The sequence below is a fragment of the Streptomyces odontotermitis genome (genome assembly GCF_050510915.1).
Lineage (GTDB): Bacteria > Actinomycetota > Actinomycetes > Streptomycetales > Streptomycetaceae > Streptomyces.
This window is the reverse complement of record NZ_JBNJLS010000012.1, coordinates 59,123-85,679: the sequence shown is the minus strand read 5'-3', so window position 1 is coordinate 85,679 and position 26,557 is coordinate 59,123. Positions and strand designations below refer to the sequence as shown.

At 71.0% G+C, this 26,557-nt stretch carries 23 protein-coding genes; 15 read left to right on the top strand and 8 right to left on the bottom strand.

Going from position 1 to position 26,557, the window contains the following annotated elements; translation table 11 throughout:
- The first annotated feature begins 68 nt into the window (after nt 1–68).
- From ACQB60_RS28895 to ACQB60_RS28880, 4 genes are all read left to right on the top strand, one after another.
- Complete coding sequence (locus tag ACQB60_RS28895; protein ID WP_496929022.1) at nt 69–1,034, top strand: helix-turn-helix domain-containing protein; 966 nt, start codon at nt 69–71, stop codon at nt 1,032–1,034.
- Nucleotides 1,035–1,335: 301 nt separating this feature from the next.
- Nucleotides 1,336–3,591: an alpha-N-acetylglucosaminidase gene (locus tag ACQB60_RS28890; RefSeq protein WP_496929021.1), complete on the top strand. Its 2,256-nt coding sequence runs from the start codon at nt 1,336–1,338 to the stop codon at nt 3,589–3,591.
- Nucleotides 3,592–3,848: 257 nt separating this feature from the next.
- Complete coding sequence (locus tag ACQB60_RS28885) at nt 3,849–4,415, top strand: NADPH-dependent FMN reductase (protein WP_496929020.1); 567 nt, start codon at nt 3,849–3,851, stop codon at nt 4,413–4,415.
- Entirely contained in the window at nt 4,416–5,360 is a 945-nt protein-coding gene (locus tag ACQB60_RS28880) for an alpha/beta hydrolase (RefSeq protein WP_496929019.1), read from the top strand. It begins immediately after the preceding gene.
- On the opposite strand, the gene ACQB60_RS28875 is transcribed toward ACQB60_RS28880, so the two are convergent.
- From ACQB60_RS28875 to ACQB60_RS28865, 3 genes are all read right to left on the bottom strand, one after another.
- Entirely contained in the window at nt 5,347–6,795 is a 1,449-nt protein-coding gene (locus ACQB60_RS28875) for an amino acid permease (protein ID WP_496929018.1), read from the bottom strand. The two genes, ACQB60_RS28880 and ACQB60_RS28875, sit on opposite strands and share 14 nt — an antisense overlap.
- Nucleotides 6,796–6,882: 87 nt before the next feature.
- Nucleotides 6,883–7,572 (bottom strand): TetR/AcrR family transcriptional regulator, encoded by a 690-nt coding sequence (locus ACQB60_RS28870; protein ID WP_496929017.1) that lies wholly within the window; start codon nt 7,570–7,572, stop codon nt 6,883–6,885.
- A gap of 105 nt (nt 7,573–7,677) precedes the next feature.
- On the bottom strand, nt 7,678–8,322 hold the full coding sequence (locus ACQB60_RS28865; RefSeq protein WP_496929016.1) for a DUF4360 domain-containing protein: 645 nt from the start codon (nt 8,320–8,322) through the stop codon (nt 7,678–7,680).
- Between the two features lie 417 nt (nt 8,323–8,739).
- On the opposite strand from ACQB60_RS28865, the gene ACQB60_RS28860 reads away from it, so the two are divergent.
- From ACQB60_RS28860 to ACQB60_RS28850, 3 genes are all read left to right on the top strand, one after another.
- Nucleotides 8,740–9,600 carry a chitosanase gene (locus tag ACQB60_RS28860; protein WP_496929015.1) on the top strand — a complete coding sequence of 287 codons (861 nt, stop codon included), beginning with the start codon at nt 8,740–8,742 and terminating at the stop codon, nt 9,598–9,600.
- Nucleotides 9,601–9,776: 176 nt separating this feature from the next.
- Nucleotides 9,777–10,724: a hypothetical protein gene (locus ACQB60_RS28855; RefSeq protein WP_496929014.1), complete on the top strand. Its 948-nt coding sequence runs from the start codon at nt 9,777–9,779 to the stop codon at nt 10,722–10,724.
- Nucleotides 10,725–10,779: 55 nt separating this feature from the next.
- Entirely contained in the window at nt 10,780–11,211 is a 432-nt protein-coding gene (locus ACQB60_RS28850; protein ID WP_496929013.1) for a PPOX class F420-dependent oxidoreductase, read from the top strand.
- Here the strand turns inward: ACQB60_RS28850 and ACQB60_RS28845 are convergent.
- Entirely contained in the window at nt 11,208–11,624 is a 417-nt protein-coding gene (locus ACQB60_RS28845; protein ID WP_496929012.1) for a hypothetical protein, read from the bottom strand. The genes ACQB60_RS28850 and ACQB60_RS28845 overlap by 4 nt on opposite strands.
- Nucleotides 11,625–11,904: 280 nt before the next feature.
- Between ACQB60_RS28845 and ACQB60_RS28840 the strand changes: the two genes are divergently transcribed.
- Nucleotides 11,905–12,351: a hypothetical protein gene (locus tag ACQB60_RS28840; protein ID WP_496929011.1), complete on the top strand. Its 447-nt coding sequence runs from the start codon at nt 11,905–11,907 to the stop codon at nt 12,349–12,351.
- Here ACQB60_RS28840 and ACQB60_RS28835 read toward each other — a convergent pair.
- On the bottom strand, nt 12,338–12,790 hold the full coding sequence (locus ACQB60_RS28835; RefSeq protein ID WP_496929010.1) for an ATP-binding protein: 453 nt from the start codon (nt 12,788–12,790) through the stop codon (nt 12,338–12,340). The two genes, ACQB60_RS28840 and ACQB60_RS28835, sit on opposite strands and share 14 nt — an antisense overlap.
- A gap of 156 nt (nt 12,791–12,946) precedes the next feature.
- On the opposite strand from ACQB60_RS28835, the gene ACQB60_RS28830 reads away from it, so the two are divergent.
- The gene (locus tag ACQB60_RS28830; RefSeq protein WP_496929009.1) at nt 12,947–13,774 is read left to right on the top strand and encodes a helix-turn-helix domain-containing protein; all 828 of its coding nucleotides are present in this window, start codon (nt 12,947–12,949) and stop codon (nt 13,772–13,774) included.
- Complete coding sequence (locus ACQB60_RS28825; RefSeq protein ID WP_496929008.1) at nt 13,771–14,043, top strand: DUF397 domain-containing protein; 273 nt, start codon at nt 13,771–13,773, stop codon at nt 14,041–14,043. The genes ACQB60_RS28830 and ACQB60_RS28825 overlap by 4 nt, the downstream gene beginning before the upstream one ends.
- Here ACQB60_RS28825 and ACQB60_RS28820 read toward each other — a convergent pair.
- Nucleotides 13,994–17,485: an NACHT and WD repeat domain-containing protein gene (locus ACQB60_RS28820; protein ID WP_496929007.1), complete on the bottom strand. Its 3,492-nt coding sequence runs from the start codon at nt 17,483–17,485 to the stop codon at nt 13,994–13,996. The two genes, ACQB60_RS28825 and ACQB60_RS28820, sit on opposite strands and share 50 nt — an antisense overlap.
- 24 nt (nt 17,486–17,509) lie before the next feature.
- On the bottom strand, nt 17,510–19,807 hold the full coding sequence (locus ACQB60_RS28815) for an ATP-binding protein (protein WP_496929006.1): 2,298 nt from the start codon (nt 19,805–19,807) through the stop codon (nt 17,510–17,512).
- Nucleotides 19,808–20,068: 261 nt separating this feature from the next.
- On the opposite strand from ACQB60_RS28815, the gene ACQB60_RS28810 reads away from it, so the two are divergent.
- The 5 genes from ACQB60_RS28810 to ACQB60_RS28790 all read left to right on the top strand — a co-directional run bounded on the left by ACQB60_RS28810 (nt 20,069) and on the right by ACQB60_RS28790 (nt 24,725).
- Nucleotides 20,069–21,250: a PP2C family protein-serine/threonine phosphatase gene (locus ACQB60_RS28810; RefSeq protein ID WP_496929005.1), complete on the top strand. Its 1,182-nt coding sequence runs from the start codon at nt 20,069–20,071 to the stop codon at nt 21,248–21,250.
- Nucleotides 21,251–21,340: 90 nt separating this feature from the next.
- Nucleotides 21,341–22,405 carry an alpha/beta fold hydrolase gene (locus ACQB60_RS28805; RefSeq protein WP_496929004.1) on the top strand — a complete coding sequence of 355 codons (1,065 nt, stop codon included), beginning with the start codon at nt 21,341–21,343 and terminating at the stop codon, nt 22,403–22,405.
- 188 nt (nt 22,406–22,593) lie between these two features.
- The gene (locus ACQB60_RS28800; RefSeq protein WP_496929003.1) at nt 22,594–23,352 is read left to right on the top strand and encodes a hypothetical protein; all 759 of its coding nucleotides are present in this window, start codon (nt 22,594–22,596) and stop codon (nt 23,350–23,352) included.
- Nucleotides 23,345–23,758, top strand: a complete 414-nt coding sequence (locus ACQB60_RS28795; protein WP_496929002.1) for a hypothetical protein — start codon at nt 23,345–23,347, stop codon at nt 23,756–23,758. Before ACQB60_RS28800 ends, ACQB60_RS28795 begins: the two co-directional genes overlap by 8 nt.
- Nucleotides 23,759–23,876: 118 nt before the next feature.
- Nucleotides 23,877–24,725 carry a PIG-L family deacetylase gene (locus ACQB60_RS28790; RefSeq protein WP_496929001.1) on the top strand — a complete coding sequence of 283 codons (849 nt, stop codon included), beginning with the start codon at nt 23,877–23,879 and terminating at the stop codon, nt 24,723–24,725.
- A gap of 111 nt (nt 24,726–24,836) precedes the next feature.
- On the opposite strand, the gene ACQB60_RS28785 is transcribed toward ACQB60_RS28790, so the two are convergent.
- Nucleotides 24,837–26,201 (bottom strand): nucleobase:cation symporter-2 family protein, encoded by a 1,365-nt coding sequence (locus ACQB60_RS28785; RefSeq protein WP_496929186.1) that lies wholly within the window; start codon nt 26,199–26,201, stop codon nt 24,837–24,839.
- Nucleotides 26,202–26,557 lie beyond the last annotated feature (356 nt).

The window sequence follows — 26,557 nt, the reverse complement described above, 5'->3', positions numbered from 1 at the left end:
AAGAACCGGCACGGATCGGTGCGGTCGCCGGGCCCCGCCCGCCCGGCCGGGAGCGTTAGCGTGGAGCGGTGACCAGCGACGCCCACGGCCGCATCGACACCCGGGACCGCGTCGACACCCAGGGCCGCATCGGCATCCTCGGCATCCTCGGCACCCCCTGGCAGGCCGTGCCGCCGCTGGAGGCACTCGCCCCCTGGGTCACCGACATCGGGGCCACTTCATCCCTGGACGTGGAGCGGGGCACGGGCCGGAGCTCGTTCATGGGTCATGTGCCGGACTCCGCGACGAAGTTGGTGTTCCGCCTCCCGGCGGAGGGGCCCGGGTACGGCGGCGACTGGCTCGTGCTCGGGCCCCGCACCCGCGCCTCGTACTTCGTCGGAGGCAAGCGGCTGCACGGCTGCTTGCAACTGCGGATCCGGCCGGGCGCGGCGCGGCCGCTGCTCGGGGTGCCCGCGCGGGACCTGGTGGGGCGGGTCGTGCCGCTGGCTCAGCTGCCGGGTCCTGCGGGGCGCGCGCTGGCACGGGGGCTGGCGGACACGGAGCCCGAACCCGCCTCCGTACTGCGCTACTTGGCCGAGGAGCTGCCGCACCGCCTGACGCCCGCCACACCGGCCGAACGGGCCCGGGACGCACTGCTGCGCGCGGCCGTGGCGGGACTCTCGGCGAGAGCGGAAGCGGGAGCGGGAGCAGCACCGGGGGCGGGAGCAGCATCGGGACCGTCACAGGCGCGCGTGGCCGAGGTCGCCCACCGACTCGCCATCAGCGAACGGCAGTTGCGCAACCTCTTCACGGACGCCGTCGGCATCTCACCGAAGCACCACGCCCGCATCGACCGCATCCGCCAGGTCCTGCTCCGCGCCCCGCAGGGCAGCACCCCCGACTGGGCCCGCCTCGCCGGAGCCACCGGGTACTACGACCAGTCACACATGGGGGCGGAGTTCCGCGCGCTGATGGGTGTGGCACCCACGGCGTACGTGGCGGGGCGACTGCCTGCGGGGACCCCCTGCCAGGCGTCCCGCCGCAACAAGAAGTGAACTCCTTCCCGGACAGGGCCCCTTTTCGGACCACTCGCCCCGCACCGGCTACCTCCCGCCCCCTCCCCCGTTTCGGCACCCCACGGGCGTGGGGAAGCCATTCCCGGCGCCCGGCCAGGAACCATGTACGCGACCGCACGCGCCCAACCCGCACACGCAGAACCGTTCACGCAGCACCGCAGACGAAGCACCGCAGACGAAGCACCGCAAGCCAAGCACCACACACGCACACGCACACGCACACGCACCCGAACACCGAACGGACCCGCACCCCGAGCCGACCGAATACGGAGCCTCGAAGATGTCCCCCCTGCCCCGCCGCACCTTCCTCAGCGCCCTCGCCGCCACCGCAGCCATCACCACCACGTCCGCCTGCTCCCCGACCCCCGCCGACAGCGTCCGGTCGAGACAGAAGGCCGGAGCAGCCGGGGCCGGGGGCGGGGCGGCCGGGCCCGCCGAGGCCGCCGCGGCCGCCGCCCGGCGACTGCTCCCCCGCCACCACTCCCAGCTCACCTTCGTCACCGCGCCCCGCAAGCCCGGTCACGAGGACGCCTTCCGCGTGAGCGGCAAGGAGGGCGCCCTCACCATCAGCGGCACCACCGCCGCCGCTCAACTCACCGGTCTGCACACCTACTTGAAGCACTCCACCGACAGCCACATCTCCTGGGCGGGTGAGCAGCTCGACCTGCCCGAGCGGCTGCCGGCCCCCGCGGGCGGTCAGCCCCTGGTCCGTGAGGCGAACACCCCGCACCGCTTCGTCCTCAACGACACGAACGACGGCTACACGGGCGCGTACAACGACTGGACGTACTGGGAGCGCGAGCTCGATGTCCTCGCGCTGCACGGCTACAACGAAGTGCTTATCTACGTCGGTGCCGATGCCCTCTATCACCGCGTGTTCCAGGAGTTCGGGTACGGGGACGAGGAGCTGCGCAAGTGGATCCCGAGCCCGGCCCACCAGCCGTGGTGGCTGCTGCAGAACATGTCCGCCTTCCCCTATCCCGTCTCCCGTCAACTGCTGGACAAGCGGGCGGAGTTGGGGCGGCGCATCGCCGACCGGGTGCGCCAGCTCGGCATGAAGCCGGTCTTCCCCGGCTACTTCGGGACCGTTCCGCCCGGGTTCGCCGGGAAGAATCCGGGGGCGAAGACCGTTCCGCAGGGCGACTGGATGGGGCTCGCCCGCCCCGACTGGCTGGATCCGCGCACCGAGCACTTCGCGCGCGTGGCCGCCGCCTTCTACCGCGCGCAGGACGACATGTTCGGCGCGTCGACCCTCTACAAGATGGACTTGCTGCACGAGGGCGGCAGCGCGGGCGACGTGCCCGTCGGGGCCGCCGCGAAGGGCGTCGAAAAGGCGCTGCAGACCGCGCACCCCGGTGCCGTCTGGGTCATCCTGGGCTGGCAGAAGAACCCGCCGAAGGCCATCGTCGACGCCGTCGACAAGTCCCGCATGCTCGTCGTGGACGGGATCTCCGACCGCTTCCCCACCATCACGGACCGCGAGAAGGACTGGAACAACACCCCGTACACCTTCGGCTCCATCTGGAACTTCGGCGGCCACACCGCGCTCGGCGCCAACACCCCGGACTGGGCCGCGCTCTACGAGAAGTGGCGCACCAAGTCCGGCAGCAAGCTGCGCGGCGTCTGTCTGATGCCGGAGGCCGCCGACAACAACCCCGCCGCCTTCGAGCTCTTCTCCGAACTGGCCTGGCGGGAGGGGAGCCTGGACCTCGCCGCCTGGTTCAAGGAGTGGTCCGTCGTGCGGTACGGGGGCGCGGACCGGCACGCGGCGGCCGCCTGGGACGTGCTGCGCCGCACCGCCTACGGCACCACCCGCGCCGACTCCTGGGCGGAGGGCGCCGAGGGACTGTACGGGGCGCGGCCCTCGCTCACCGCGAAGAAGGCCGCGTCCTGGTCGCCGGAGGCCATGCGCTACAAGCCCGCGGACTTCGAGCCCGCGCTCGGCCATCTCCTCGAAGTTGCGGAGAAGTTGAGGGGCTCGTCGGCGTACCGGCGCGACCTCCTCGACGTCGCGCGGCAGGCGCTCTCCAACCGCAGCCGCGTCCTCCTCCCGCAGATCAAGAAGGCGTACGACGCCAAGGACAAGGCCGCCTTCGACCGCCTCACCCGCGTCTGGCTCGGCCACATCGACCTGCTCGACCGGCTCGTGGCCACCGACTCCGGCCATCTGCTGGGCAGTTGGGTCGCGCGGGCCCGCGCGTGGGGCGCCGACGCGAAGGAACAGGACGAGCTCGCGTACGACCAGCTCTCGCTCGTCACCGTGTGGGGCAACCGCGCGGGCGCCGAGGGCGGACTGCACGACTACGCCAACCGGGAGTGGGCGGGCCTGGTCGGCGGGCTCTACCGGCTGCGCTGGGCCACGTACTTCAAGGAGTTGAAGGCGGCGCTCGACGAGGGGCGCGCGCCCAAGAAGATCGACTGGTTCGCGCTGGAGGACCGCTGGATCCGCAAGCCGGGTCAGCTGGCGACGAGCCCCACCGGGGACACGTACCGGCTCGCCATCGAGGTGCGGGACCGCCTGAACGCGACGCACTAGCGCCTCACTTGGCCACCTTGGCCCACTTGGCCACCTTGGCCACCTTGGCTCACTCGGCAACCGATGGGCGGGCCTCTCCCGGAGCAGCGGGAGAGGCCCGCCACCCCGTCGCCTGCGGACGCCCACCCTCCGCAAGAAAACTGAACAGTTCAGTTGACCTCGAAAAACTGAACCGTATAGTTTTCTCTGCGTCGGGGGGCGGTGATCATGCCACTCCCCAACGGCCCCGATCCGCCCACCACTCCCTGGAGTTCACGATGAGCGCCCTCAAGTTCCTTGCCATCTCCGGCAGCCTGCGCGAGTCCTCGCACAACACGGCCCTGCTGCGCGCCGCGGCCAAGCACGCCCCGGGCGATGTCGAGATCGAGCTCTACGACGGCCTGCGCGACATCCCGCCCTACGACCAGGACCAGGACGCCCCCGGCCGCCGCCCCGCCCCCGTCGAGGAGCTGCGCCGCCGGATCACCGAGGCCGACGGAGTCCTCATCGCCACCCCGGAGTTCAACTACTCCATACCGGGCGTCCTGAAGAACGCCATCGACTGGGTCAGCACCGACTGGACCCGCGAGGAGGGGCTGCCGCTGCTCCGCAAGCCCGTCGCCATCCTGGGCGCCGCCCCCACCAACTTCGGCTCCGTGCGCGCCCAGTTGGCGCTGCGCCAGGTCTTCGTCTGGACGGACTCGGACCTCGTCGTCAAGCCCGAGGTGATCGTCTTCCGTTCGCACGAGCGCTTCGACGACGCGGGCAACCTGACCGACGAGACCACCATCGGCCTGGTCCAGGAGCTCGTCGCGGCCCTCGTCGAGAAGGCCCGGGGCAACTGAATGTCCACCCCGATCGCGCGTGCCTTCGCGGCGCATGAGGTCGTCCGGATCCGGCCCCTCACCCCGAGCGGGCCGGACAGCGTCGAGAGCCGGCGGCGCACCCTGGAGGAGACGGCGGCCCTGGTCGCGCCGCCCGCCGACGCCGTCTTCGCGAGCGTCCCCGAGCTTCCGGGACTGCTCACGACCGTCCCGGAGTCCGCCGAGGACCGGGTCGTGCTCCAGCTGCACGGCGGCGGCCACCACGTCGGATCCACCGCCGTGCAGCGCGACTTGACCGCGCGCATCGCCCGTGCGGCCGGGGCCAGGGTGTACGGCGTCGACTACCCCCTGGCCCCCGAACACCCCTTCCCCGCCGCGGTCCTCGCGGCCAGGAAGGCGTACGAGTGGCTGCTCGCGCAGGGGTACGCACCCGAGCGGATCGTCCTCAGCGGCGACTCGGCCGGGGGCGGGCTCGCCCTGGCCACCCTCGTCGGGCTGCGCGACCTCGGGCGGCCGCTGCCGGCCGCGGCCGTCGTGATGTCGCCGTGGGTGGACCTGACCACCAGCGGGGAGCCGGTCGAGGGCAGGGCGGAGCGCGACCCCATGATCTCCGTGCCGGGCATCCGGCAGTGGGCCCGCTCCTACCTGGCCGGAACCGACCCCCGCGACCCGCTCGCCTCCCCGCTCCACGCCGATCTGACCGGGCTGCCGCCGCTGCTCATCCAGGTCGGCACGGAGGAGGTCCTCTTCGACGACGCCACCCGGCTGTACGTGAAGGCGGCGCGGGACGGGGTGGACGCCACCCTCAAAGTCGCCGAGGGCATGCCGCACATCCAGCAGATCTTCGCGGGCTACCTGCCCGAGGCGGCCGCGGCCGTCGAGAGCCTGGGCCGCCACGTGCGCGCCCACGTCCCGGCGGTTCCGGGCGCCTCGGTCGTCCCGAAGGCTCCCGTCAGCGCCGCTTGAGCCAGGCGCAGCAGACGAGGACCGCCGCCCAGCCTCCCGTGCAGAGCACCTGCGTACGGGAGTCCGGCTCAAGCACCATCATCAGAAGCACGCCGCCGATCGTCAGCAGCGCCAGCCAGGTCAGGTAGGGGAAGAGCCACATCTTCACCACCAGGCGTTCCGGCGACCGCTGTTCGAGCCGGCGGCGCAGCCGCAGCTGGGACGCGGCGATCAGCAGCCAGACGAGCAGGATCGTCGCGCCCACCGTGTTGAGCAGGAACGGGAAGACCGTGTCCGGCCACGCCGCGCTCAGCAGCACCGAGACGAAGCCGAAGGCCGCCGAGGACAGGACGGCGGCCCGCGGCACCCCGCCCGTCACCCTGCCGAGCACCCGGGGCGCGTCGCCGCGCCGCACCAGCGCGTACAGCATCCGCGAGGAGCCGTAGATGTTGGCGTTCATCGCCGACAGCAGGGCGATCAGGACGACCGCGTTCATGATGTGCCCGGCGCCGGGAATGCCGAGCGTCGCCAGCGCTCCGGCGTACGGGGCGTTCGTGGCCGGGGAGTTCCAGGGCAGCAGCGTCACCACAACCACCATCGAGCCGACGTAGAAGACGAAGATCCGCCAGACCACGGAGCGGGCCGCGCGGCCCACCGCCCGCGCCGGGTCGTCGGACTCGGCGGCCGCGATGGTGACGGTCTCCAGGCCCCCGTACGCGAAGACCGCCGCGACGAGCCCGAGCGCCGCACCGTGCCAGCCGTGCGGCAGGAAGCCGCCGTGGCCGGTGAGGTGCGTGGTGCCGGGTGAGCTCGGCGCGCCGGGCAGCATGCCCAACACGGCGAGGCCGCCGAGGAGCAGGAAGGCGCAGATCGCCGCGATCTTCAGCCCGGCGAACCAGAATTCGAGGTCTCCGAAGCGTCGCACCGCGGCCAGATTGCTGCCCGTGAACAGCGCCATGAAGACGGTCATCCAGACCGGCCCGGGTATCTGGGGCAGCCAGCCCGTGACGATGTCGGCGGCCCCGATCGCCTCGGCGGCCACGCTGACGACCAGCAGCGACCAGTAGAGCCAGCCCGCCGTGAGCCCCGCCCAGGGGCCGAGCGCCCGCGCCGCGTACACGGAGAACGACCCCGTGGCGGGCTGTGCGGCGGACATCTCGGCGAGCATCCGCATCACCAGGAGCACGAGCAGTCCCGCAACGACGTACGAGACGATGACCGCGGGACCGGCCGCCCTGATCCCCACGCCCGACCCGACGAACAGCCCGGCGCCGATCGCCCCGCCGAGCGCGATCATCGACAGGTGGCGCAGCCGCAGTCCGGGCGGCAGTTCGGTGTCGGCGGCGGGCGCCGCGGACCGCGCATCAGCGGCGGGCGGCGCGGACCCCGGCTCGGCAGCAGATGACGGTGGCGGCGGTGACGGCGGTGACGGCGGTGACGGCGGTGAGGTGAGCATCGCTCGGCAGTCCAGGAGTTCGGCGGACGCGGACGCGTATCTCTATCCGCTGCCGCTCATGGCCGCCAAGCCCCGGCCGCGCACGTCTCAGGATGCGGGAGCCCGTCCCGGCGCATACCGGGCCAGAAAGGTGTCGACCCCGGACGTGATCACCCGGTTCAGCTCCTCGGCGTCGAACTCCGCGTCCGGCCGGAACGTCCGCACCAGCTGCGGAACGCCGAGGCTGACGGCCACCAACTGCTGCACCGCGAGGACCGGATCGGGCACGTCCAGCTCCCCGCGCTCGCCGAGCTCGGTGAACGCGTCGATCAGCGGGCCGTTGTTCATGTCGTAGCTGACCCGGTACCAGAGGTCGCCGAGCTGCGGGAAGCGGCCGACCTCGCCGATGCACAGCCGGCGCAGCCGCATGATGTCGTCGCTCAGCAGGATCCGGGCCCACTCGCTGCTCAGCTCGATGAGGGCGGCGCGCAGGTCGGGGGCCTCGGCGATATGGGAGTTGAGCGGCTTGAGGTCCGCGTACGCCTTCGGCAGACAGCCCGCGACGACGGCGAGGAAGAGGCGCTCCTTGTTGCCGAAGTGCTTGTAGACGGTCGCCTTGGAGACGCCCGCGCCGGAGGCGATGGTGTCCACCGAGGCCGCCGCGTACCCCTGGGCGAGGAACTCGTCCGTCGCGGCCGCGACGATGGACTCCCGCTTGCGCTGGGACACGTTCGAGACGGCGGGGACGATCGGGATGCCGAACTCGTCCCTCTCGTCGGCGATGGGGTCGGGGCTCATGTCATCAGACTATACCGTTCAGTTCAGTTATGGTGACCGCCCCTGCGCCTGCCCCCGGCGGCCGGGCCATGAGCCGCCGGAGGCAGGCGCCGTCTCGCGGTGCCGCTACTTCTTCGGGCACTCCTTCCACGCCATGTGGTAGATCGTGCTGATGTTGCCGTCCGTCGAGTCCATGGTCATGAAGCTCGTCTTGGCCGGGTCCGACGTGCCCGCGTCAACGCGGAGTTCGGTGTTGATGTTGAAGTTGCGCTCCTCGCCGCAGGGCTTCCACACCAGGTGGGCGTAGTCGGTGGTGTCGGTGGCCTGCCAGTTGTCGTTGAGGGCGCCGGGGAAGTCATGGCTGATGGAGGCCGTGTTCGAGGAGCCCTGGAAGTAGTACGAGGCTTTCTCGGTGCCCTTGGCGCCCGGCTGCAGCGAGGCGAAGCCGCGGTAGTCGGCGCTGGCGATCGCGTACGTGAAGCCCTGCGGGACGTGCACGATCAGGTTGAGCTGGCAGTTCCTGCGGAACGCGACCGGGTCGGAGTTCCCGCCCACCTTCGCGATGTAGCTGCTGTACGTGACCGTGAAGGCCGTGTTGTCCTCGGAGACCGCGACGGCGGCGGTGTCCTTGGGACAGCCGGAGCCGTTCACCGTGGCGACGTCGATGACGATCTTGTCCGGGGGCGGGTTGTCGAAGTGGGACCCGTTCGTCGAGAGCGGGGTCGTGAGCAGCGCGGCGACCGCACCACTCACCAACAGGGCACCTGCCATGGGAATCTCCCATCCATTCCATTGCATCAGGACCCGACGCGACAGCCGGGCCTGCCGGGACGCGAGAGAGCAGGGGACGGCGTCCGGGCAGCACGGGGCGCGGCGGGGCGGGGGGTTGGAGCTGTGCAAGGAAGAGCTCGGCGCCACGGCAGAGGGCACGGCGGCGCCGGTTGGAGCTGAACCGGATGGAGCTGAAGTGGAGCGGAATCACTTGAGCGAGGGGATCGTACGGACCAATGGCGGCCGCCGGTAGAGCGATGTCCGGCCACATCCGGATCCCCAACCTCCTTTGGCCTGGACCGCCTTGGCCGCCTCAACCGCCTTGACTGTCTTGACGGGTATACGTCACTCCAGATCTCTGGTAGGAAACCTTCCTAACAGAACGCGGAACACCCACCGCACTCCCCTGGAGGCCCCGTGCAGTCCCCCCACATACGCACGCACCGCCGCACCACCACCTCCCGCCGCACCCTCCTCGCCGCGATCGGCGCCGCCGTCGTCGCGGGCCCGATCGTCGCCACGCAGGCGGCGAACGCGGGGCAGACCCGCGACACCGGCAGCAGGGCCGCCGGCGGCCTGGACGATCCGGCGAAGAAGGAGATCGCCATGAAGATCGTCTGCAGCGCCGAGAACTCCGACCTGAACTGGAAGAAGTGGTACAGGTACTGCGAGGACATCGACGACGGGCGCGGCTACACCGCCGGGATCATCGGCTTCTGTTCCGGCACCGGCGACATGCTCGACCTCGTCGAGCTCTACACGGACCGCAAGCCCGACAACATCCTCGCGAAGTACCTCCCCGCGCTCCGCGAGGTCGACGGCTCCGACTCGCACGAGGGCCTCGACCCGACCTTCAAGCCCGACTGGGAGAAGGCGGCGGAGGACCCCGAGTTCCAGAAGGCCCAGAACGACGAGCGCGACCGCGTCTACTTCAACCCCGCCGTCAAGCAGGGCAAGTCCGACGGCGTCGGCACACTTGGCCAGTTCTGCTACTACGACGCGATCGTGATGCACGGCGACGGCGGCGACAGCACCAGCTTCCGCAACATCCGCAAGCGCGCGCTCGGCGACGCGAAGCCCCCGTCGCAGGGCGGCGACGAGACGGAATGGCTGAACGCCTTCCTGGACGCGCGGGTCTGGGCCATGAAGCAGGAAGAGGCCCACTCGGACACGAGCCGCGTCGACACGGCGCAGCGCGTGTTCCTGAAGAAGGGCAACTTCAACCTGGACACACCGCTGGAGTGGAAGGTGTACGGGGACTCGTACCGCATCGACTGAGCGGGGCTCTCTGACTGGGTGGGGCGTACGGCCCGGGCGGGTGCCGTACGCCCCGCCCTTATCTCTCGCCTCTCTCGTCACACCCCTTGCTTCTCGGCTACACGTGCAACTAGCGTCCCGCCAGCCACATCTACGCGCGTTTACCAGCCACGAAGTGAGAGCCCATGATCAAGCGCATGACGTTCCTTGCCGCAGCGGTGAGCCTGGCGGCCGCCAGCACGGGAGCCGCGACCGGGGCCACGGGGGCCACCGGCGGCTGGGTGCCGGTGGGCTCGGGCATGACGGAGGGCGTCAGCGGCCTCGCCGTCTCCGCCGGCTCCGACTCCGGCTCCGGCTCCGGCTCCGGCTCCGGCGACGCCCTGCGGGCCCTCGTCGTGCGCGACAACAAGAAGCCCGGCGAGAACCGGGTGGCTCAACTCACTTACGGGAGTGGGGCGTCGTCGGCCCACCTCACCCCCCTCAAGTGGGAGGGCGTCGGCGAACCGATCGACCTGGAGGCCGTGGAGGCGGTCCCCGGCGGCGCGGACGGCGAGTACGTGGCCCTCGCCAGCCGTGGCCTGATCTACCACCTCACGGTGAAGGGAGACACGGTGCAGGTCTCCGACATCTCCCCGCTCCCCGCGATCCGCGAGGGCGACGACTACGAGAGCTTCACGCTGACGTCGCGGCACGGGAAGCTGGCCGCGGTCTGGGCGGACCGCGGCGACGGCAAGAAGCGCCCCTCGACGCTGCGCGCGGCCCCCTTCTCCTTCAACAAGTACGGGGAGCCGGAGTTCGGCGCCGTACAGAAGGCCACGTTCCGCGCCCCGTACCCGAAGGGCTCCGTCCGGCACGCCTCGGACATGACGGTCACCAACTCCGGGCACCTTCTGGTGAGTTCGGCATCCGACGCGGGCGACGACGGCCCCTTCGACTCGGCGGTGAGCGACGCGGGCCGGGTCACGGTCGGCGACTCGGGGAAGGTGCGCCTGAAGCTGTCGAAGTCCCCGGACGTCCTGCGCAAGTTCAAGGGGCACAAGGTCGAGGCGGTGGAGTGTGTGGCCACTTCCCGTACGGCGCTCCTGGGCACGGATGACGAGAACGGGGGCGGGGCGGTGCGGTCGGCGAAGCTGTGCGGGCAGTAGGCCGACTGCGGGGCTCGGGGAATAGCCGCTCCCCCTCGCCTCCTTGACCCAAGTCATGACGACTCCCGCATTCGCCCCCCGCACTCTGCTCGCCGAGAGCCGGCTCGGCGTCCTCGCCACCATCAAGGCGGACGGCCGCCCGCAGCTCTCCCCCGTGCAGCCCTTCTACGACCGGGAGAGCGACCTCCTCTACGTATCGATGACGGAGGGCCGGGCCAAGACGGCGAACCTCCGCCGGGACCCGCGCGCGACGCTGGAGGTCACCAGGGCCGACGGCCTGGCCTGGGCGACGGCGGAGGGCACGGCGACGCTGACCGGCCCCGGCACCGACCCGCACGGCGCCGAGGTCGAGGCCCTCGTCCGCTACTACCGCCACGCGGCGGGCGAGCATCCCGACTGGGACGAGTACCGGTCGGTGATGGTGTCCGACCGCCGGGTGCTCATGACGATGAAGGTGGAGCACGTGTACGGGGAGCGGATCGGCTAGCTCCGCTCCGAGTCGTAGCCCCACCGCGCGCGGCCGTCCTTGCCCAGGAAGCACTTGGCGGGACGGCCGTCGAGCGTGGTGCCGATGGCTCCCACCGGGGCGCAGAAGCGGCCGAAGTTGATGACGGGCCGGTTGCCGCCCGGAGCCGATGTCGCCTTCGGCTTGGGTTCCCGCTTCGGTTTCGGCTTCGGCTCGGGCCTGGGGTCTCCACCGGGCGTCGCCGTGACCGTCGCCGTCGCGGTCCGGGTGACCGTGACGGTGGCCTTCGGCTCCTGCTCGGTGAGGGCCCCGCCCGACACGGCGTCGCCTATCGCGAAGACCGCGAGGAAGGCGAACCCGGCGAGGACGCACGCGAGGACCAGCTTGTGCTTGACCTGCATCCCGCTGAGGAACGCGACGAGGGAAGGGCGCATCGCCCGGACGATACAAGGGTGGTGCCCCCGCACACCGGCCAGGCGGCCGCCGATCGCCAGTCGCCTACCGCACGGCCCCACGGACCGGGGATCCCACGTCCGGCCATTCGTGAATTGTCCTGATGTACAGCTGGATCCGCACGTCCAACCGAATGATCCGCGCCTTCCTCTCTTTGGCCTCATTCGCACCTTTGCCGCCACGCGGGGCGCCCCGATGGTGGGACCTGCGCCGCCGACACCCCGTCGGCGGCGCGCGGACCGTCAGAGAGGAGCTCCCTCCATGCCTCCGATCCCGGTGAAGCCCGGCATCTACAAGATCCACGCGCACATCATCGGCGCGACGTCCCTGCTGACAGCCACGGAGTACGCCGTCAAGCACGGCGCCCCCGTGATCGTCGACCGCTTCAACCCCCTCCCGATCGAGCAGGAGTGGGCCATCGAGCCCTTCGAGCAGGTGCCGGGATCGCCGTACGTGATCCGCCTCGCCATGCACGAGAGTGCCGGTCTTGTGATCGGCGAGGAAAAGCTGTTCGTGAACGGTGTGCCGCGCGCCGAGTGGGAGAAGTTCACGTTCGAGGGGGTCCTCGGCGGCGTCAAGATCCTCTCCGAGAAGGGTCTCGCCCTGCGGGCCGGCCACCGGGGCGCACAGATCGAACTCAGCCCGCCCAAGCCGGAGTTCCAGGAGACCTGGACCCTGGAGTACTCGCGCCCGCTCACCGAGGACTGAGGTCGAGCCGGGCCCACACCGTCTTCCCGACCTCGCGCCCGGCCACGCCCCACTCGGCGGCGAGCGCCTCGATAAGGCGCAGCCCCTGCCCCAGCCCGCCGTCACCTCCGGCGGGTTGGGGCTCTCCCCACTCCCGCTCCCGCACCCTCGGTCCGAACTCGGCCCGGGGGTCGCTGACTTCAATGCGGATCTCCTCCTCCGTGTACGTCAGGCACAGCTCGAAGTCACGCCCTGGCACCCGCCCGTGCGTGATCGCGTTCGCGGCGAGCTCGGCGACGATCTGGGTCGCGGTCTCCGAGGGCTCCGTGAGGTAGGGCACGCCCCACTCGGCGAGGTGGTACTTCGTGAGACGGCGGGCGAGCCGGGCGCCTCGGGGCGTGGAACTGAAACGCTGCGTGAACGTACGTACGGGTGTGGGGAGTTGGATGTGCGGTGGCATGCGGCCCACTGTGGCCCGGCCCCACCCCTGTCACCAGGGACCAAACTCGTACAGTCCGCATCTGTACGAGCACGGAGTGTGGACAGTACGGGTAACCGTCCGTGACCATGGGCGAGTTGGCGGGGACGGTACGAGAGCGTCGGGGGTACACCCGTGATGTCTGCAAGCACCAGCAGGGAGCCGGAGCCGTCGGACGGCCTGAAGACGTTCGGGGCGGTCCTGAAGAGCTTCCGCAAGAGGGCGGGGTATACGCAAGAGGGGCTGGCTCCTCAACTCGGTTGCTCTGCCCACTTCCTCGCCTCCGTCGAGCAGGGCAGGCGGTACCCGCCGCCGGGGTTCGTGGACCAGTGCGAGGTGGAGCTGGACGCGTTCGGGACGCTGCGGGGAGCTGCGAGTCAGATCAGGCGGCAGAAGGGGCTGGCCTCTTGGTTCCGTGAGTGGGCACTGCTGGAGCAGGAGGCAATCAACCTCTACACGTATGAATGCCGCTTGATTCCAGGGCTGTTGCAGACGAAGGCATACGCGCAACGGTTGTTCGCCGACCAGTTGCCTCCGTTCTCCCCGGAACAGATCGCAGCCCGGTTGGAAGCCCGGATGGAGCGGCAGAAACTGCTGACGGAGCGGCCCAACACTGCGTACAGCTTCATCATCGAAGAACACCTGCTGCTGCGACAGTTGGGCGGGCAGGAAGTCACCCAGGAACTCGTCGAGCATCTGCTTGACATGGCTGGCCGCAACAACATCGAGATTCAGGTCATGCCATTGGTCCGGGAGAGCCATGCAGGGCTGGACGGTCCGATGCGACTCCTAGAGACCCCGGACAACAGGTGGTTCGCCTACTGCGAAGGCCAGGAAAGTGGACAGCTCATCGCTGACCCGAAAGTGGTCAGCATGCTCCAGATGCGGTATGCCAGGATGCGCTCACAGGCTCGCCCCCTCCAAGACTCGGTGAGCCTGCTGGAGCGGATGCGAGGAGCGGGATGAGCATGTCCGAACTGGCCTGGTTCAAGAGCACCTACAGCGGCGGCTCCGGCGACGATTGCGTAGAAGTGGCCCTCGACTGGCACAAGTCCAGCTACAGCAGCGGCGGCTCCGGCGACTGCGTAGAAGTAGCAACCTGCCCCACCACCATCCACATCCGCGACTCCAAGAACCCCGAGGGCCCCCGGCTCGCCCTCGCCCCCACGGCGTGGACCGGCTTCCTCACGTACGCCGTGGGGGCAGCAGCAGACTCCGCCGCTCCTCGGCCGTAAGGTCGCGGAAGGCACGTGAACGGGCGCGCTCCAGCAGCCCGTTGACGTCTTCCGTGGCCCGCCACACCCGCACCGTGCGGTCACGGGAGACCGTGGCGATCCGCGTGCCGTCCGGGGACCACGCGAGGTCGTTGACCTGGTCGTCGTGGACGCCCACGACGGCCAGTTCGCGGCCGGTGTTCGGGTCCCAGAGGCGGACCGTGTGGTCCCAGGACGCGGTCGCGAGACGGCGCCCGTCCGGTGACCAGGCGACGCCCGCCACGCGCTCCTCATGCCCGCGCAGATTCGTGAGCTTGGCTCCTGTGTACGGGTCCCAGATCCGCACCGTACGATCGCGCGACCCGGTCGCGATGCGGCGGCCGTCCGGGGACCAGGCGAGGCTCCAGGTGTAGTCACCGTGGCCTTCGAGGAGGGTGAGGCGTTCGCCGGTGCGGGCGTCCCAGACGCAGGCCGAGCCGCGCGTCAGGGAGGTGGCGAGCCGGGTGCCGTCGGGGGACCAGGCGGGGCGGGCGAGCCACTGGCGGTCGCCTGCCAGAGTCAGGAGCGGGGCCCTTTCGCCGGCGTCCCAGATGCGGGTGCCGCGCTCGTTCTTCGTGGTGGCGATGCGGGTGCCGTCGGGTGACCAGGAGACCGAGGCCAACTCGGCGCGCTCCATAATGAGTTCGAACTCATGGGGCTCGGCGGCATCGAGCCAGCCCACGGGCAGGACGTTGTCGACCAGCAGCAGGAGGCGGGTCCCGTCCGGGGACCAGGCCGCGTCCACCGTGCCCTCGTAGACATCGCTCCGGCCCGACAGCTGTCCGGCGGACACGTCCCATGTCAGGGGCGTGCGGCCCTCCGCCACGACGAAGAGCCGCTCTCCGCCCGGCAACCAGTCGACGCGACGCATCCCTTCGAAGCCGCGCAGCGAGACTTCCTGGCCCCCGGCCGGGCCCACCGCGTCCCACACGGCGAGCGTGCCGTCGCGGGACGAGGTGGCGATGCGGTCGCTGTGCCAGGCGATGTCGTTGACACAGTCGGTGTGGCCGCGCAATTCCATGGTGGTGTCGGCGGCCACGTCCCAGATGTGGACGGCCCGTTCATTGTCGCCGTAGGCCACGCGGAAGGAGTCGGGCGACCACGTCACGCACGGCAGCGGCGCCAGGGCATCCCTCACGTGCTCCGTGTCCCAGCTTTCCGCTGACCGCGTCACACGCCACACCATGATCCTGCGGTCCGCCGAGACCGAGGCGACCCACTTCCCGTCTCCCGACCAGGCGACATGGGCGACGCTCGCCCGGTGCGCGTGCACCTCGGTGCTGCGCCGCCGGTCGGCCACGCCCCAGATCCGCACCTTGCCGTCGTCCGAAGCGCCCACCAGCCACTCCCCCGACGGCGACCAGGCCATCCGCCACACCGGAGGACGGCGGTCCCAGCCCTCGGCCAGCTCGGCCACCACGTCTCCGGTACCGGCGTCCCACACACGCACGCCTTCTCGTGACGCCACCGCCACGCGCGCGCTGTCCGGCGACCAGACGACGCTGCCGCCCCAACTCCCGGGCAGCACAAGGCGTTCGGACCATTCCTCGGTGTCCCAGAGGACGGCGAGACAGTCCCTGAACCCGGCCGCGAGCCGCTTGCCGTCGGGCGACCAGGCGACCGTGTACGCGTGGTCGCCCTCGCCGCCGGTGCGCAGGAGCACCACGGGCTCACGCCCCGCGCCGCCCGGCTCCGTGCACCAGACCCGCACCCTCCCGTCCTCATAGGCCGCCGCGAGCCGGTCCCCGTCCGGCGACCAGGCGACCGCCCGCGCGTTGCCGCCGTCGCAGCGGAAGACCGCACGCCGCCACGTGGCGTTGAGCGCCGCGTGCAGCGCCCGCTGCACGGCGGGGATCGGGGCGCACTCCTCCGCGGCCGCCAGCGCCGCGAGCAACGCCAGCTCCGGCTCGTTGCGCGCGCTCTCGATGGCCCGGCGCGCCACGGCACCCGCCACCTGGACCAGGGCGGCGCCGTCATGCCGTATGGACTCCTCCAGGAACTCCGCGACCAGCGGCATGCCACCGAGCGCATCGGGCTCCGCCTCCGCCCACCCCCGCGTCACGGCGAGCCGTTCCCCTCCCAGCAAGTACCCTTCCCGCCGCCCCGAGTGCTCCCAGTCCTGCGCGGACCGCTCCAACTCCGTGCGCCTGCGCAGCATTTCAGCGGCCCCGGCGACAGCCCCACGCAGCGGCGCCCACTGCCGGAAGAGCGCCTCGTGGCTGACGTCGATGACGTCACCGTCGCTCGTGAGCAGCCGCCCGGCCACGAAGGCGTCGACGACGGCCCGCTCCCCTGGCGTGAGATCGCCCCGCCGCACGCGCCGCCGGGTCGGCTCCCCGTGCTCCAGCGTGACGAACTTCAGCAGTGCTCCGAGCACGGGCGCGTCCGGGTCGCCACGCCTCAGCTCGTCGGCGATCCGGTCGGCCTGCTCGGCCAAGGCCCCGGCGACACCGCCGAGTCGCAGGTAGTCACTCTCCCGTACGACACCGTCGTCAGCGGCGCGAGCCCGCAGGTACAGCGCCTGCAAGGTGTACGCGAGCAGCGGCAGGGCGTCCCCGCCGCCCGTGTCGTCGACCATGCGGGCGACGAGACCGGGAGCGAAGGTCAGCCCCGCCTGCTCGCCGGGCTTCTCGATGACGTCGACGAGTTCGGCGCGCCCCAACACACCGACGAGCAGGGGCTGTTCACCGAGGGCGCCCGCATGCCCCGTCTCCAGCAAATCGGTCAGGAAGTCGGACCGCAGGGTGGCCACGACCCGCAGTCGGGGTTCCGCGGCGACAGCCTCACCGATCCGGTCCAGGAAGGCATCACGCTCCCGCGGCCCGGCGAGCGTGAACAGCTCCTCCAGCTGGTCGACCACGATCAGTACCGGCACCCCCCGCACGGACCGGGCCTCGGCCAGGGCTGCCTCAAGCCGCCCGATCGGGTCCCCGCCCGGCGTGAACGCGGGGACGACACCCCACCGTTCACGCCGCCGCCGGGCGAGCGCGGGCAACAACCCGGCCAGCACCAGCGACGACTTGCCGCTACCGGACGGCCCGATGACGGAGACGATGCGCCCCGCGTGTCGGCCGCCCGACACCGGGTGCAGTCGCGCGACCAGCTCCCGCACTTCCCGGTCCCGCCCGAAGAAGACGCCGCTGTCGGCCTCCGTGAAGGCTTCAAGTCCCGGGTAGGGAGGCTGAGTCGAGTCCCAGACGCGCCGCACGGCGACCGGCCGCTCCAGGACGTGCAGCCACACGGCACAGCCGATGAGCAGCAGGACGGTCCCGCCGAGGAGGGGCAGCGACCAGTCCCGCAGCACGCGCAGGGCCCACGGCAGCTGCCCGGTCCGGCTGGTCGCGTAGTTGGCGACCATGCCGAGCAGCGTGGTGGCGACCAACGCCAGTACATTGACTGCGAGTTGGGCGCGCCGTCGATCCACGGCACCAGTGTGCCACCGCCCTCCCTACGGGAAGGGCGCCGCGTCACTCACGGCGTACGCGACGCCCTCCTCGTACGGAAGGGCGAGCCCCTCCGCGTACGCGCGCTCGTACTCCTCCTCACCGATCTGCTCCCGCACCTGCTCCACGCAGCGGCGGCGGGCGGCGGTGAAGTCCCTGAAGCCGCGTTGCGCGGGGCCCGCGAAGTCCCAGGCGCGCTGGCCGACGGCGAGGATCCGGGCGGCCCGGTGGCCGTCGCCGCTCGCGCGGACGGCGGCGGCGAGGGCGTCCAGGCTCAGCGCTGCCGGGACCGTGCTGCGCAGCGCCGCGTGGCCGGCCACGGCGTGCCGGGCGAGCCCCACCGCCGCGTCCGGTTCGCCGCGCAGCAGGGCGATCTGCACGAGGAAGCTCTCCGCGAGGGGCCTGCTCCAGCGCTCGCCGCAGCGGCGGCTTGCCTCGCACAGTCCGGCGAAGACCTGTTCGGCCCGGTCCAGGTCGCCCCGCCGCATCCACGCGTACCCGGCCCCGATGCGGTACTGGAGGTCGGCGGCGTCCAGCCACTCCGGGCCGAGGTCCGGCCGTGGCACCAGGGACAGCGACAGCTCGGCCTCGTCGTGCCGCCCGGTCAGGACCTTGTGCACCACGTCGGGGTAGGCGGCGGCGAAGGCGGTCCGCGGGTCGTCCTGCTCCTCGGCCAGGCGCTCGCACAGCGTGCCCCAGCGCAGGACGGCGTCCAGGTCGCCCTGGAGGGAGGCCACCGCCACCCGGGTCCACACGGCCTGGAAGCAGGCGGGGCCCGGCTCGGGGTCCGCGGTGAGCACCTGGTCCAGGCAGTGCCGGGCCTCGCGCAGATAGCTGGTGTGCCGCCACAGGAAGCCGATGCCGCCCGCCATTTCGAGGGCGACGGCGTGGTCGGGGCCGGCGAGGGCGTGGTCCATGGCGGCCTGGAGGTTGGTGTGCTCGGCGATGGTGCGCTCGCTCCAGCGGATCTGCTCGCCGGTGTTCCAGGTGGCGCACGCCTCGCGGGCGAAGCCGCGGTAGAAGTCGCGGTGGCGAAGGCGCAGGGCGTGCTCCTCGCCGAGCTCGCGCAGCCAGTCGAGGCCGAACTCCCGGACGGTGTCGAGCATGCGCAGCCGGGCCGGGTCCGTGCGGTGGCGCACCACCACGGACTTGTCGACGAGCCCGTCGAGGAGCTCCGCGAACCGCTCGGGCGCGAGCGGCCCGCCCGCGCAGACGCGCGCGGCGCCCTCGGCGGTGAAGCTGCCCGCGAAGACGGAGAGCCGCGCCCACAGGAGTCGCTCCAGCGGGGCGCAGAGTTCGTGGCTCCAGCCGATGGCCGTACGGAGGGTCTGGTGCCGGTGCGGATTCGGGCGGCCCTCGCGGGCGGCCAGCAGGTCGAGGGGCGAGGGCACGCGGTCGCCGAGCGCGGTGTGCAGCTCGGCGACGGACATCTCGGAGAGCCGGGCGGCGGCCAGCTCGATGGCGAGCGGGATCCCGTCGAGCCGGGAGCAGATGGCGGCCACGGTGGGATGGCTGGCGTCGTCGAGGGTGAAGCCGGGGTCGACGTGGGTGGCGCGGGCGGTGAAGAGGGCGGTGGCGTCGGAGGGGGCGAGGTCGGAGGGGGTGGCGTCGGAGGGGGCGGCGTCGGAAGGGGCGGCGTCGGAAGGGGTGGGGTGGGTCTCCGGGACAGGGGCCGCACCCGGCCGATCGCTGCGGACGCGATGATCCTGGCCGTCGTCCGCCGCTGGACGCGCGCCGGGGTGCGGCCGCGCCGGGCGCCCGGAGAGCGGGAGCGGCGTCACCTCCACGCACTGCTCCGCGGGGATCCCCAGCGGCTGTCGGCTCGTGGCGAGGAGGCGTACTCCCGGGGCCGCGGCAAGCAGGATCGTGGCGAGCTCGGCGCAGCCCGACCGCACGTGCTCGCAGGAGTCGAGGACGAGCAACGCCCGCTTGTCCGCCAGCCATTCGGCCAGCACCTCGGCCACGGGCCGGGTCGTCCGGTCGGCAAGGCCCAGCGCTTCCACTAGGGCGAGGCCGACGGTCGCCGGGTCGCGCAGGGGGGACAGCTCCACGAGCCACACGCCGTCGGGGTGGGCGGGGTGCGAGCGGGAGGCGGCCCGCAGGGCGAGCCGTGTCTTGCCGACGCCGCCGACACCGACGAGGGTCACGAGCCGGCTCGCGCCCTGCCGGCACGCGTCGGCTGTGGATCTGCCCCCCAACAGGACGCGCAGGGCGTCCAGTTCATCTCGCCGCCCGACGAAACTGGTCGCCTCCTCGGGCAGGTTGCCCGGGGCTCCTGTGGTGGTGACATGGTGCTGCGACACGCGGCTCTCCTCGCCCGCTGCTGCGGAAGACCCTGGTCAGGGGGCGTCCCCGGCCCCTGACCGCAACTGAGGGAGGACAGTCTGGCCGAGTCCCACCCGGCCCTTCACCCCATCCCGGCAACTGATCAGAACCGGACGTTCCCCATCACAACCTGCCGCCTTGCACCCGACACCTTTCAAGTGCCGCCGGCCCCACCGGGTTGGGTGGAGCATGGCCCCTCACCACGGCCGTGCCCGACCTCCGAGGGGGAGCAGCAGCTCATGACCGCCGACAAAAGGGTGGGCGGGGCGGGTCGGCCGCGCAGGCAACGCCCTCTGCTCCCACCACTCCCACCACTCCGGCAACTCCCCCTGCGCCCCCTCCTCCCGCTGCTCCCTCCCCTGGGAATCTGCGCACTGCTCACGGTCCTGGGCCTTCTCACGCACGTCCTCTCCCCTCTCTCGGGCCTGCTGCTGCTCGCCCCCGTGCTCGCCGGACTCCGCCTCGACGCCCGGCGCACGGCGGCGGTCGGCGCGGTCGCGCTGCTCCTCGGCCTCCTGGTGGACGGCCGCGCCTGGAGCCCGGGGTTCGCGGCGCACTGGGGCGGGCTGCTCACGGGCAGTGTCCTGAGCGTGCACGCGGCGGCCCACCGCACCTCCCTGGAACGGGACCTGGCGCGGGTCAGCGAGGTGTCACGGATCGCACAGGCGGCCATCCTGCCGCCGGTGGCCGCGGAGTTCGCCGGGACGCTCGTCCGCACCCGCCACTACTGCGCGGCACCGGAGACCACGGTGGGCGGGGACCTGTACGACTGCGCGCTCACCCCCTTCGGCCTGCGCGTCATCGTCGGGGACGTGCGCGGACACGGAGCGGAGGCGATGCCCCTCACGGCGGCGACGATCTCCGGCTTCCGCGACCTGGCGTACCAGACAAGGGAGTTGAGGTCGGTGGCCATCGGCCTGGACGCGCGCCTCACGCCGCGCCTGGCCGACGAGGAGTTCGTCACGGCGGTCCTGGTGGAGTTCGGCAGCGGCGAGGTCCGCACGGTCAACTGCGGCCACCCGCCACCCCTGCGCGTGGGCTCGGGCGTGAAACTCCTCGAACCCCCCAAGCCCGCCCTCCCGTTGGGCCTGCGCCCGGACCCGGAGCAGTACCGCTTCCGCCTCTCCCCCGGCGACCGCCTGCTCCTCTACACGGACGGCCTGATCGAGGCGCGCGACACGGAGGGCACGCACTTCCCCCTCCTGGAGGCGGCCGCGGAGGCTCTCTCGGACCCGCTCCCGGACGCGGCCCTGGACCGCCTGTACGACCAGGTGACAGCGCACTCGGGCGGCACGCTCACGGACGACGTGGCGCTGGTCCTCTGCCAGCCGTCGGACGTCCCCACACCGGGCCCGGCCCCGAGCACCACCTTCGAGCCCCCGGACCACCGGGACCATCTGGACCACCACCGCCCGCGCTAGACCCCACCCCCATGGTGGACCCTGCCCCCCTCTCCCCCCGGGCCCTGGCCGCATTGTCCGCCCCCGCTCCCCGTCCATAGCGTGAAGCCCATGACCAAGGACAGGCACACGGACAGGCACACGGACGGGCACACGGACGGGCACACGGACCGGAGGACGGCGATGCGCAGACTGGGCGCGCTGGCGGGCGGGGCGGCGCTGACTCTGGGGGCGACCACTTCGTCGGCCACGGCCCGCACCGGCAAAGGCGAAGGCGAAGGCAAAGGCAAAGGCAAAGGCAAAGGCAACAAGGCTCCCCACACATACGTCCTCGTACACGGCACGAACAGCGCGGGTGCGTTCTGGCAGCCGTACGCAACGGAGTTGGCCCTGCGCGGCCACCGCGTGGTGGCCCTGGACCAGCCCCTGCACGGCGCGGAGGCGTACTACCCGCCCGCGTACCAGACGCAGGACCTGACGGCCCTGGCGACACAGCCCACCCCCCTGGCGAAGATCGGCCTGGACGACTTCGAGCGCAGGGTCACGGAGACGGTGCGCAGGGCGGCACGGCACGCGGCGAACGGCAAGGCGATCCTGGTGGGCCACAGCCTCGGCGGCCTCTCCCTCTCCCGAGTCGGAAACGCGGTCCCCGAACTCCTCCAGCACCTCTGCTACATGGCGGCGTACTGCCCGAGCGAGAGCATGCCGACGAACGAGGCGTGCATGACGTCACCGGAGTCGGCGGACGCGATCACGCCCGCGGACCAAGTGATCGGTGACCCAGCCGAGTTGGGGGTGATCAGACTCAACCTCCGCACGCAGAACAGCAAGCACTTGGCCACGCTCAAGGAAATGACCTGCGCGAACTACCCGGAGGCAGCGTTCCACCGCGTCCTGGCGGGCCTCCAGCCGGACGAGTCGACGCGCCCACCGGCGGAGCGAGCGGTAGGCGAAGCAGCAACCTGGGGCACGATCCCCCGCACGTACCTCCGCTTCGCGAAGGACCGCCTGGTAAGGCCCGCACTCCAGGACCGCATGATCGCGGAGGCGGACGCCCTGACCCCCGACAACCGTTTCCACGTACGGAACTTCCCCGGGGCGCCCCACGTGGGCCCCCTCGACCCGGGGCCGGTGACGGAGGCACTGCTGGATCTGGGGACCCGTCACGCACTCTGACTTTGCGGCTTCACCCATCCGTACGGCATCTTCGTACAAGCTTGACGAGGTATTGACAGTGCGTGGCCGCGGGGGAAAGGAGCGGGACATGGGGGGCAACCGCCCAGCGGATCGGCATGTTCTGGACTGGGACAAGGATCCTATTCCTGCCGAGGTGCTTGATTAATCATTCTCAATGGGAGATTCATGTGGATCCGGCCGTCGTGGTGTCCACCTTTCCGGGTGCCGAGCAGCTCTCCGGCGTTCCCGATGCCTGGCATTGGTCGCCCGCCCCGGGCCTCGACTTCGCCGCGGCGCTCAGTGCGGACGGTAGGCACATCTTCCAGGTAAACGCTCGTGACTCGTATGACGAAGCATTGGTCCGCTCCCTCCTCATGACGGCCCGAGAGAACAGCGATCGGCTGGTGGCGAACTCGGCGCCACCACTCCAGTCGTTGCCTGGCCTCCCCTCTGGCGCCGGCCGAGCATTCGATGTGCTTGCGGCAGCGCGGCCCGGCGTACACCGCTATCACGAGGTGAAGGAGCCGGAGCTGCAGCAAGTGACCATCGCGGTATTCCCGGGCTACCACTGCGAGTTCGCGAGCCCGGAGTCCTATTCGATGGACGATGCGCGAGAGAGTTTCGTGCGCTACCTGAACACCGCGAAACTCGATCGTGAGCCCACTCCCTATCTACGGATGCGCTTCGACAACACTGTGACCAAGGGTGGTACGGACAATCCCGAGGGCATCCTCGCGAAGGAGGACACCCTCCAGCGCGAGCTGAAGCTGCTCGCCAACGCCCCCGGCAGCTTCGTTGAGTTCCAGAACTTCCGGGGCGAGTTGTTCCGTGTGGAGTGGGACGGCGACTGGCTGCTGACCGGTGCGCGAGTACCGGAGCAAGAGTCTCCCCGCCGCCTCGGCGCCGACGAGGTGACCAGCTTCGCGGATGCGGCTCTGCGTGACTGACAGGACGGGCAGCGAGAACCCGGACGGCCTGCGCCCACGGCTGCGCGTCCACGACGCCTTCGGCGACACCTGGGACGACCCGTCCGAAAAGGAGCTCCAACGCCTGTTCGCCGGGCTGAACTTGAACCGGCCCTTCCTCGTCCTGGAACACCCGGACCGCCCGAACGCCGATCAGCACTACCTCCAAATCGCACTGAACGAAGACCTCACGATGGTCCTCGAATTCCGGGACGGAGGCCCCGACGCCCACTACCGGGCCGAGGTGCCCCTCCCCGCCGAGCAGGGCGGGGACGGACTCGTCACCCCGGTCCTGCTCGGGTACGCGGCGTGCCGCCCCGGTTGGCGGGGCGACGCGCTCGCTTGGCAGCGGTGGGACGTCGAGCAAGAGCGTCCCCGGGACACGTGACGGCCCCCGGGAACACCCGGTCCGGCTTGCGCTGTTGCACGGAGTGATTGAGTGAGGGACCGGCGTCGCACGCCGCGCGCACTCGGACCACGACGTACTTTCGCAGGAGGACCCCTTCATGACTGACCGCCCCTTGACGCTCATGGCCGTGCACGCCCACCCCGACGACGAGGCCACCAGCACCGGAGGGGTCCTCGCGCGGTATGCGGCGGAAGGGATCCGCACGGTGCTCGTGACCTGTACCGACGGTGGTTGCGGGGACGGGCCCGAAGGGGTCAAGCCGGGGGACGACGGGCATGACGCAGCCGCCGTCGCCGCGATGCGGCGGCAGGAGCTGGAGGCCAGCTGTGAGGTCCTGAAGGTCAGCGATCTGGAGATGTTGGACTACGCCGACTCCGGGATGATGGGGTGGGCGAGCAATGATGCCCCGGGGGCCTTCTGGCGGACGCCCGTCGAGGAAGGTGCCACGAGACTCGCGGAGCTCATGCGGCACTACCGGCCCGATGTCGTCGTCACCTACGACGAGAACGGCTTCTACGGCCACCCCGATCACATCCAGGCCCACCGCATCACCATGGCAGCCGTGGAGCTGACCGCACGGGACGCGAACCCGCTGACCCCCAAGGTGTACTGGACGACCATGCCCCACTCGGGCATGCGGCGGTTCGGGGAGATCATGCGCGAGTTCCACCCGGACATGCCGGAGCCCGATCCGGAGGAGGCCGCCGCGATGGCCAAGATGGGGCTGCCCGACGACGAGATCAGCACGTGGGTCGACACCACCGCGTTCAGCGGCCAGAAGTTCGACTCGCTGGCCGCGCACGCCAGCCAGGGCGAGAACATCTTCTTCCTCAAGATGGGCAAGGAGAGGTTCGGCGAGCTGATGGGCATGGAGACCTTCGTACGGGTCCAGGACCCCACCGGCGCCCCCGTACCGGAGAACGATCTCTTCGCCGGACTGCGCTGAGTACGCCACATCGCTCGACCAACTAGCGCGCCGCCCCAACTGGCAGGGCGGCGCGCTCACTTGGGAGTACGGGGACGCCGAGCGGCGGCGTCCCTGAGACACGTAACGGAATCAGTGCGCCGCCACCTGCCCCGGCACCTCGGCGCCCGGCACGCGCGACTCCGAGATCTCCCGGCCCGGCTCCATCGGCGCCGTCACGTCGTCCTCGTCCTTGCCCTTGCCGATGTGGTTGAAGACGAGGTTGAGCACCACCGCCGCGACGCAGCCCGTGGAGATGCCCGAGTCGAGGATGATCTTTGCGCGCTCGGGGAACGCGTGGTAGAACTCCGGCGCCGAGATCGGGATCAGGCCGACGGCCAGCGAGACGGCGACGATCAGGACGTTGTTGTCCTTCTCCAGGCCCGCCTTGACCAGCGTCTGGATGCCGCTCGCCGCGACCGAGCCGAACAGGACGACGCCCGCGCCGCCCAGGACCGGGCGGGGCACGACCGCGATGAGCGAGGCCGCGACCGGCATCAGGCCCATGAGGACGAGGAAGGCGCCGCCCACCGCGACCACGAAGCGGCTGCGGATCTTCGTCATCGCGACCAGGCCGATGTTCTGGGCGAAGGCGCTGCACATGAAGCCGTTGAAGAGCGGGCTGATCGCCGAGCCGAGGGTGTCGGCGCGCAGGCCCGCCGCGATGACCTTCTCGTCGGCGGGACGGTCCACGATCTCGCCCAGCGCCAGCATGTCCGCCGTCGACTCCGTCATCGAGACCACCATGACGACGATCATCGAGACGATGGCCGCGCCCGCGAACTGCGGGGCGCCGAAGTGGAACGGGGTGGGGAAGCCCACGATGTCGGAGTCACCGATGGGGCTGAAGTCCGTGACGTCGAAGGGGATCGCGACGACCGTGCCGATGACCAGGCCCAACAGGACCGCGATCTGCTTGACGAAGCCCGTGGTGAAGCGGCGCAGCAGCAGGACGATCACCAGCGTGATGCCCGCAAGGGCCAGGTACTTCTCCGAGCCGTAGTCCTTCGCCGCCGGGTTCGGGCCCTGTGCCCAGCCGAAGGCCACCGGCATCAGCGAGATGCCGATGAGCGTGATGACCGTGCCCGTCACCACGGGAGGGAAGAAGCGGATCGCCTTGGAGAAGAAGGGTGCCGCTATGAAGCCGAGGACGCCCGCGACGATCACCGCGCCGAAGATGATCGGCAGCGCGTCGTCCTTGTCCTTCGTCGAGTCGACGACCGCGAGCATCGGGGCGACGCCCGCGAAGGTGACGCCGTTGACGAAGGGGAGGCGGGCGCCGATCTTCCAGATGCCGAGCGTCTGGAGGAAGGTCGCGAGGCCCGCCGTGAAGAGGCAGGCGCCGGTGAGGAAGGTGAGTTCCTTGGGGGACAGGCCGACTGCCGCGCCCACGATGAGCGGGGGTGCGACCACTCCCGCGTACATGGCCGCCACGTGCTGAAGGCCCGTCGTGGCCATCTTGAGCGGGGGGAGCTTCTGGTCGACGGGATGGACCCCCTCGGGGGTGGCCGTTCCGTCGGGTGACGCCTCCTCCGCGGAGGCGTCCGGGGTGGTGCCTTGCTTGGTGAACCTGGGCTGTGTGGCCACTGTGGCTCCTCCGGTTGTTTTCCAGTACCGGCTGCGGACCGGCACTTTGCTTCTGGGAGGTGGTGCGTGGTGCAAGGACGTGCAAGGACGTGCTCGGTATGCGGTTGTTCTGCGCCCAGGTCGTACTGATGGAGTACTGACCGCCCCGGTGACGTGAGGCTTTGGGCCACGTCCCGGGGCGGCACTTGAGCAGCCCGCTCGGCTGCTCAAGTCCGGTCAGGGGCCGT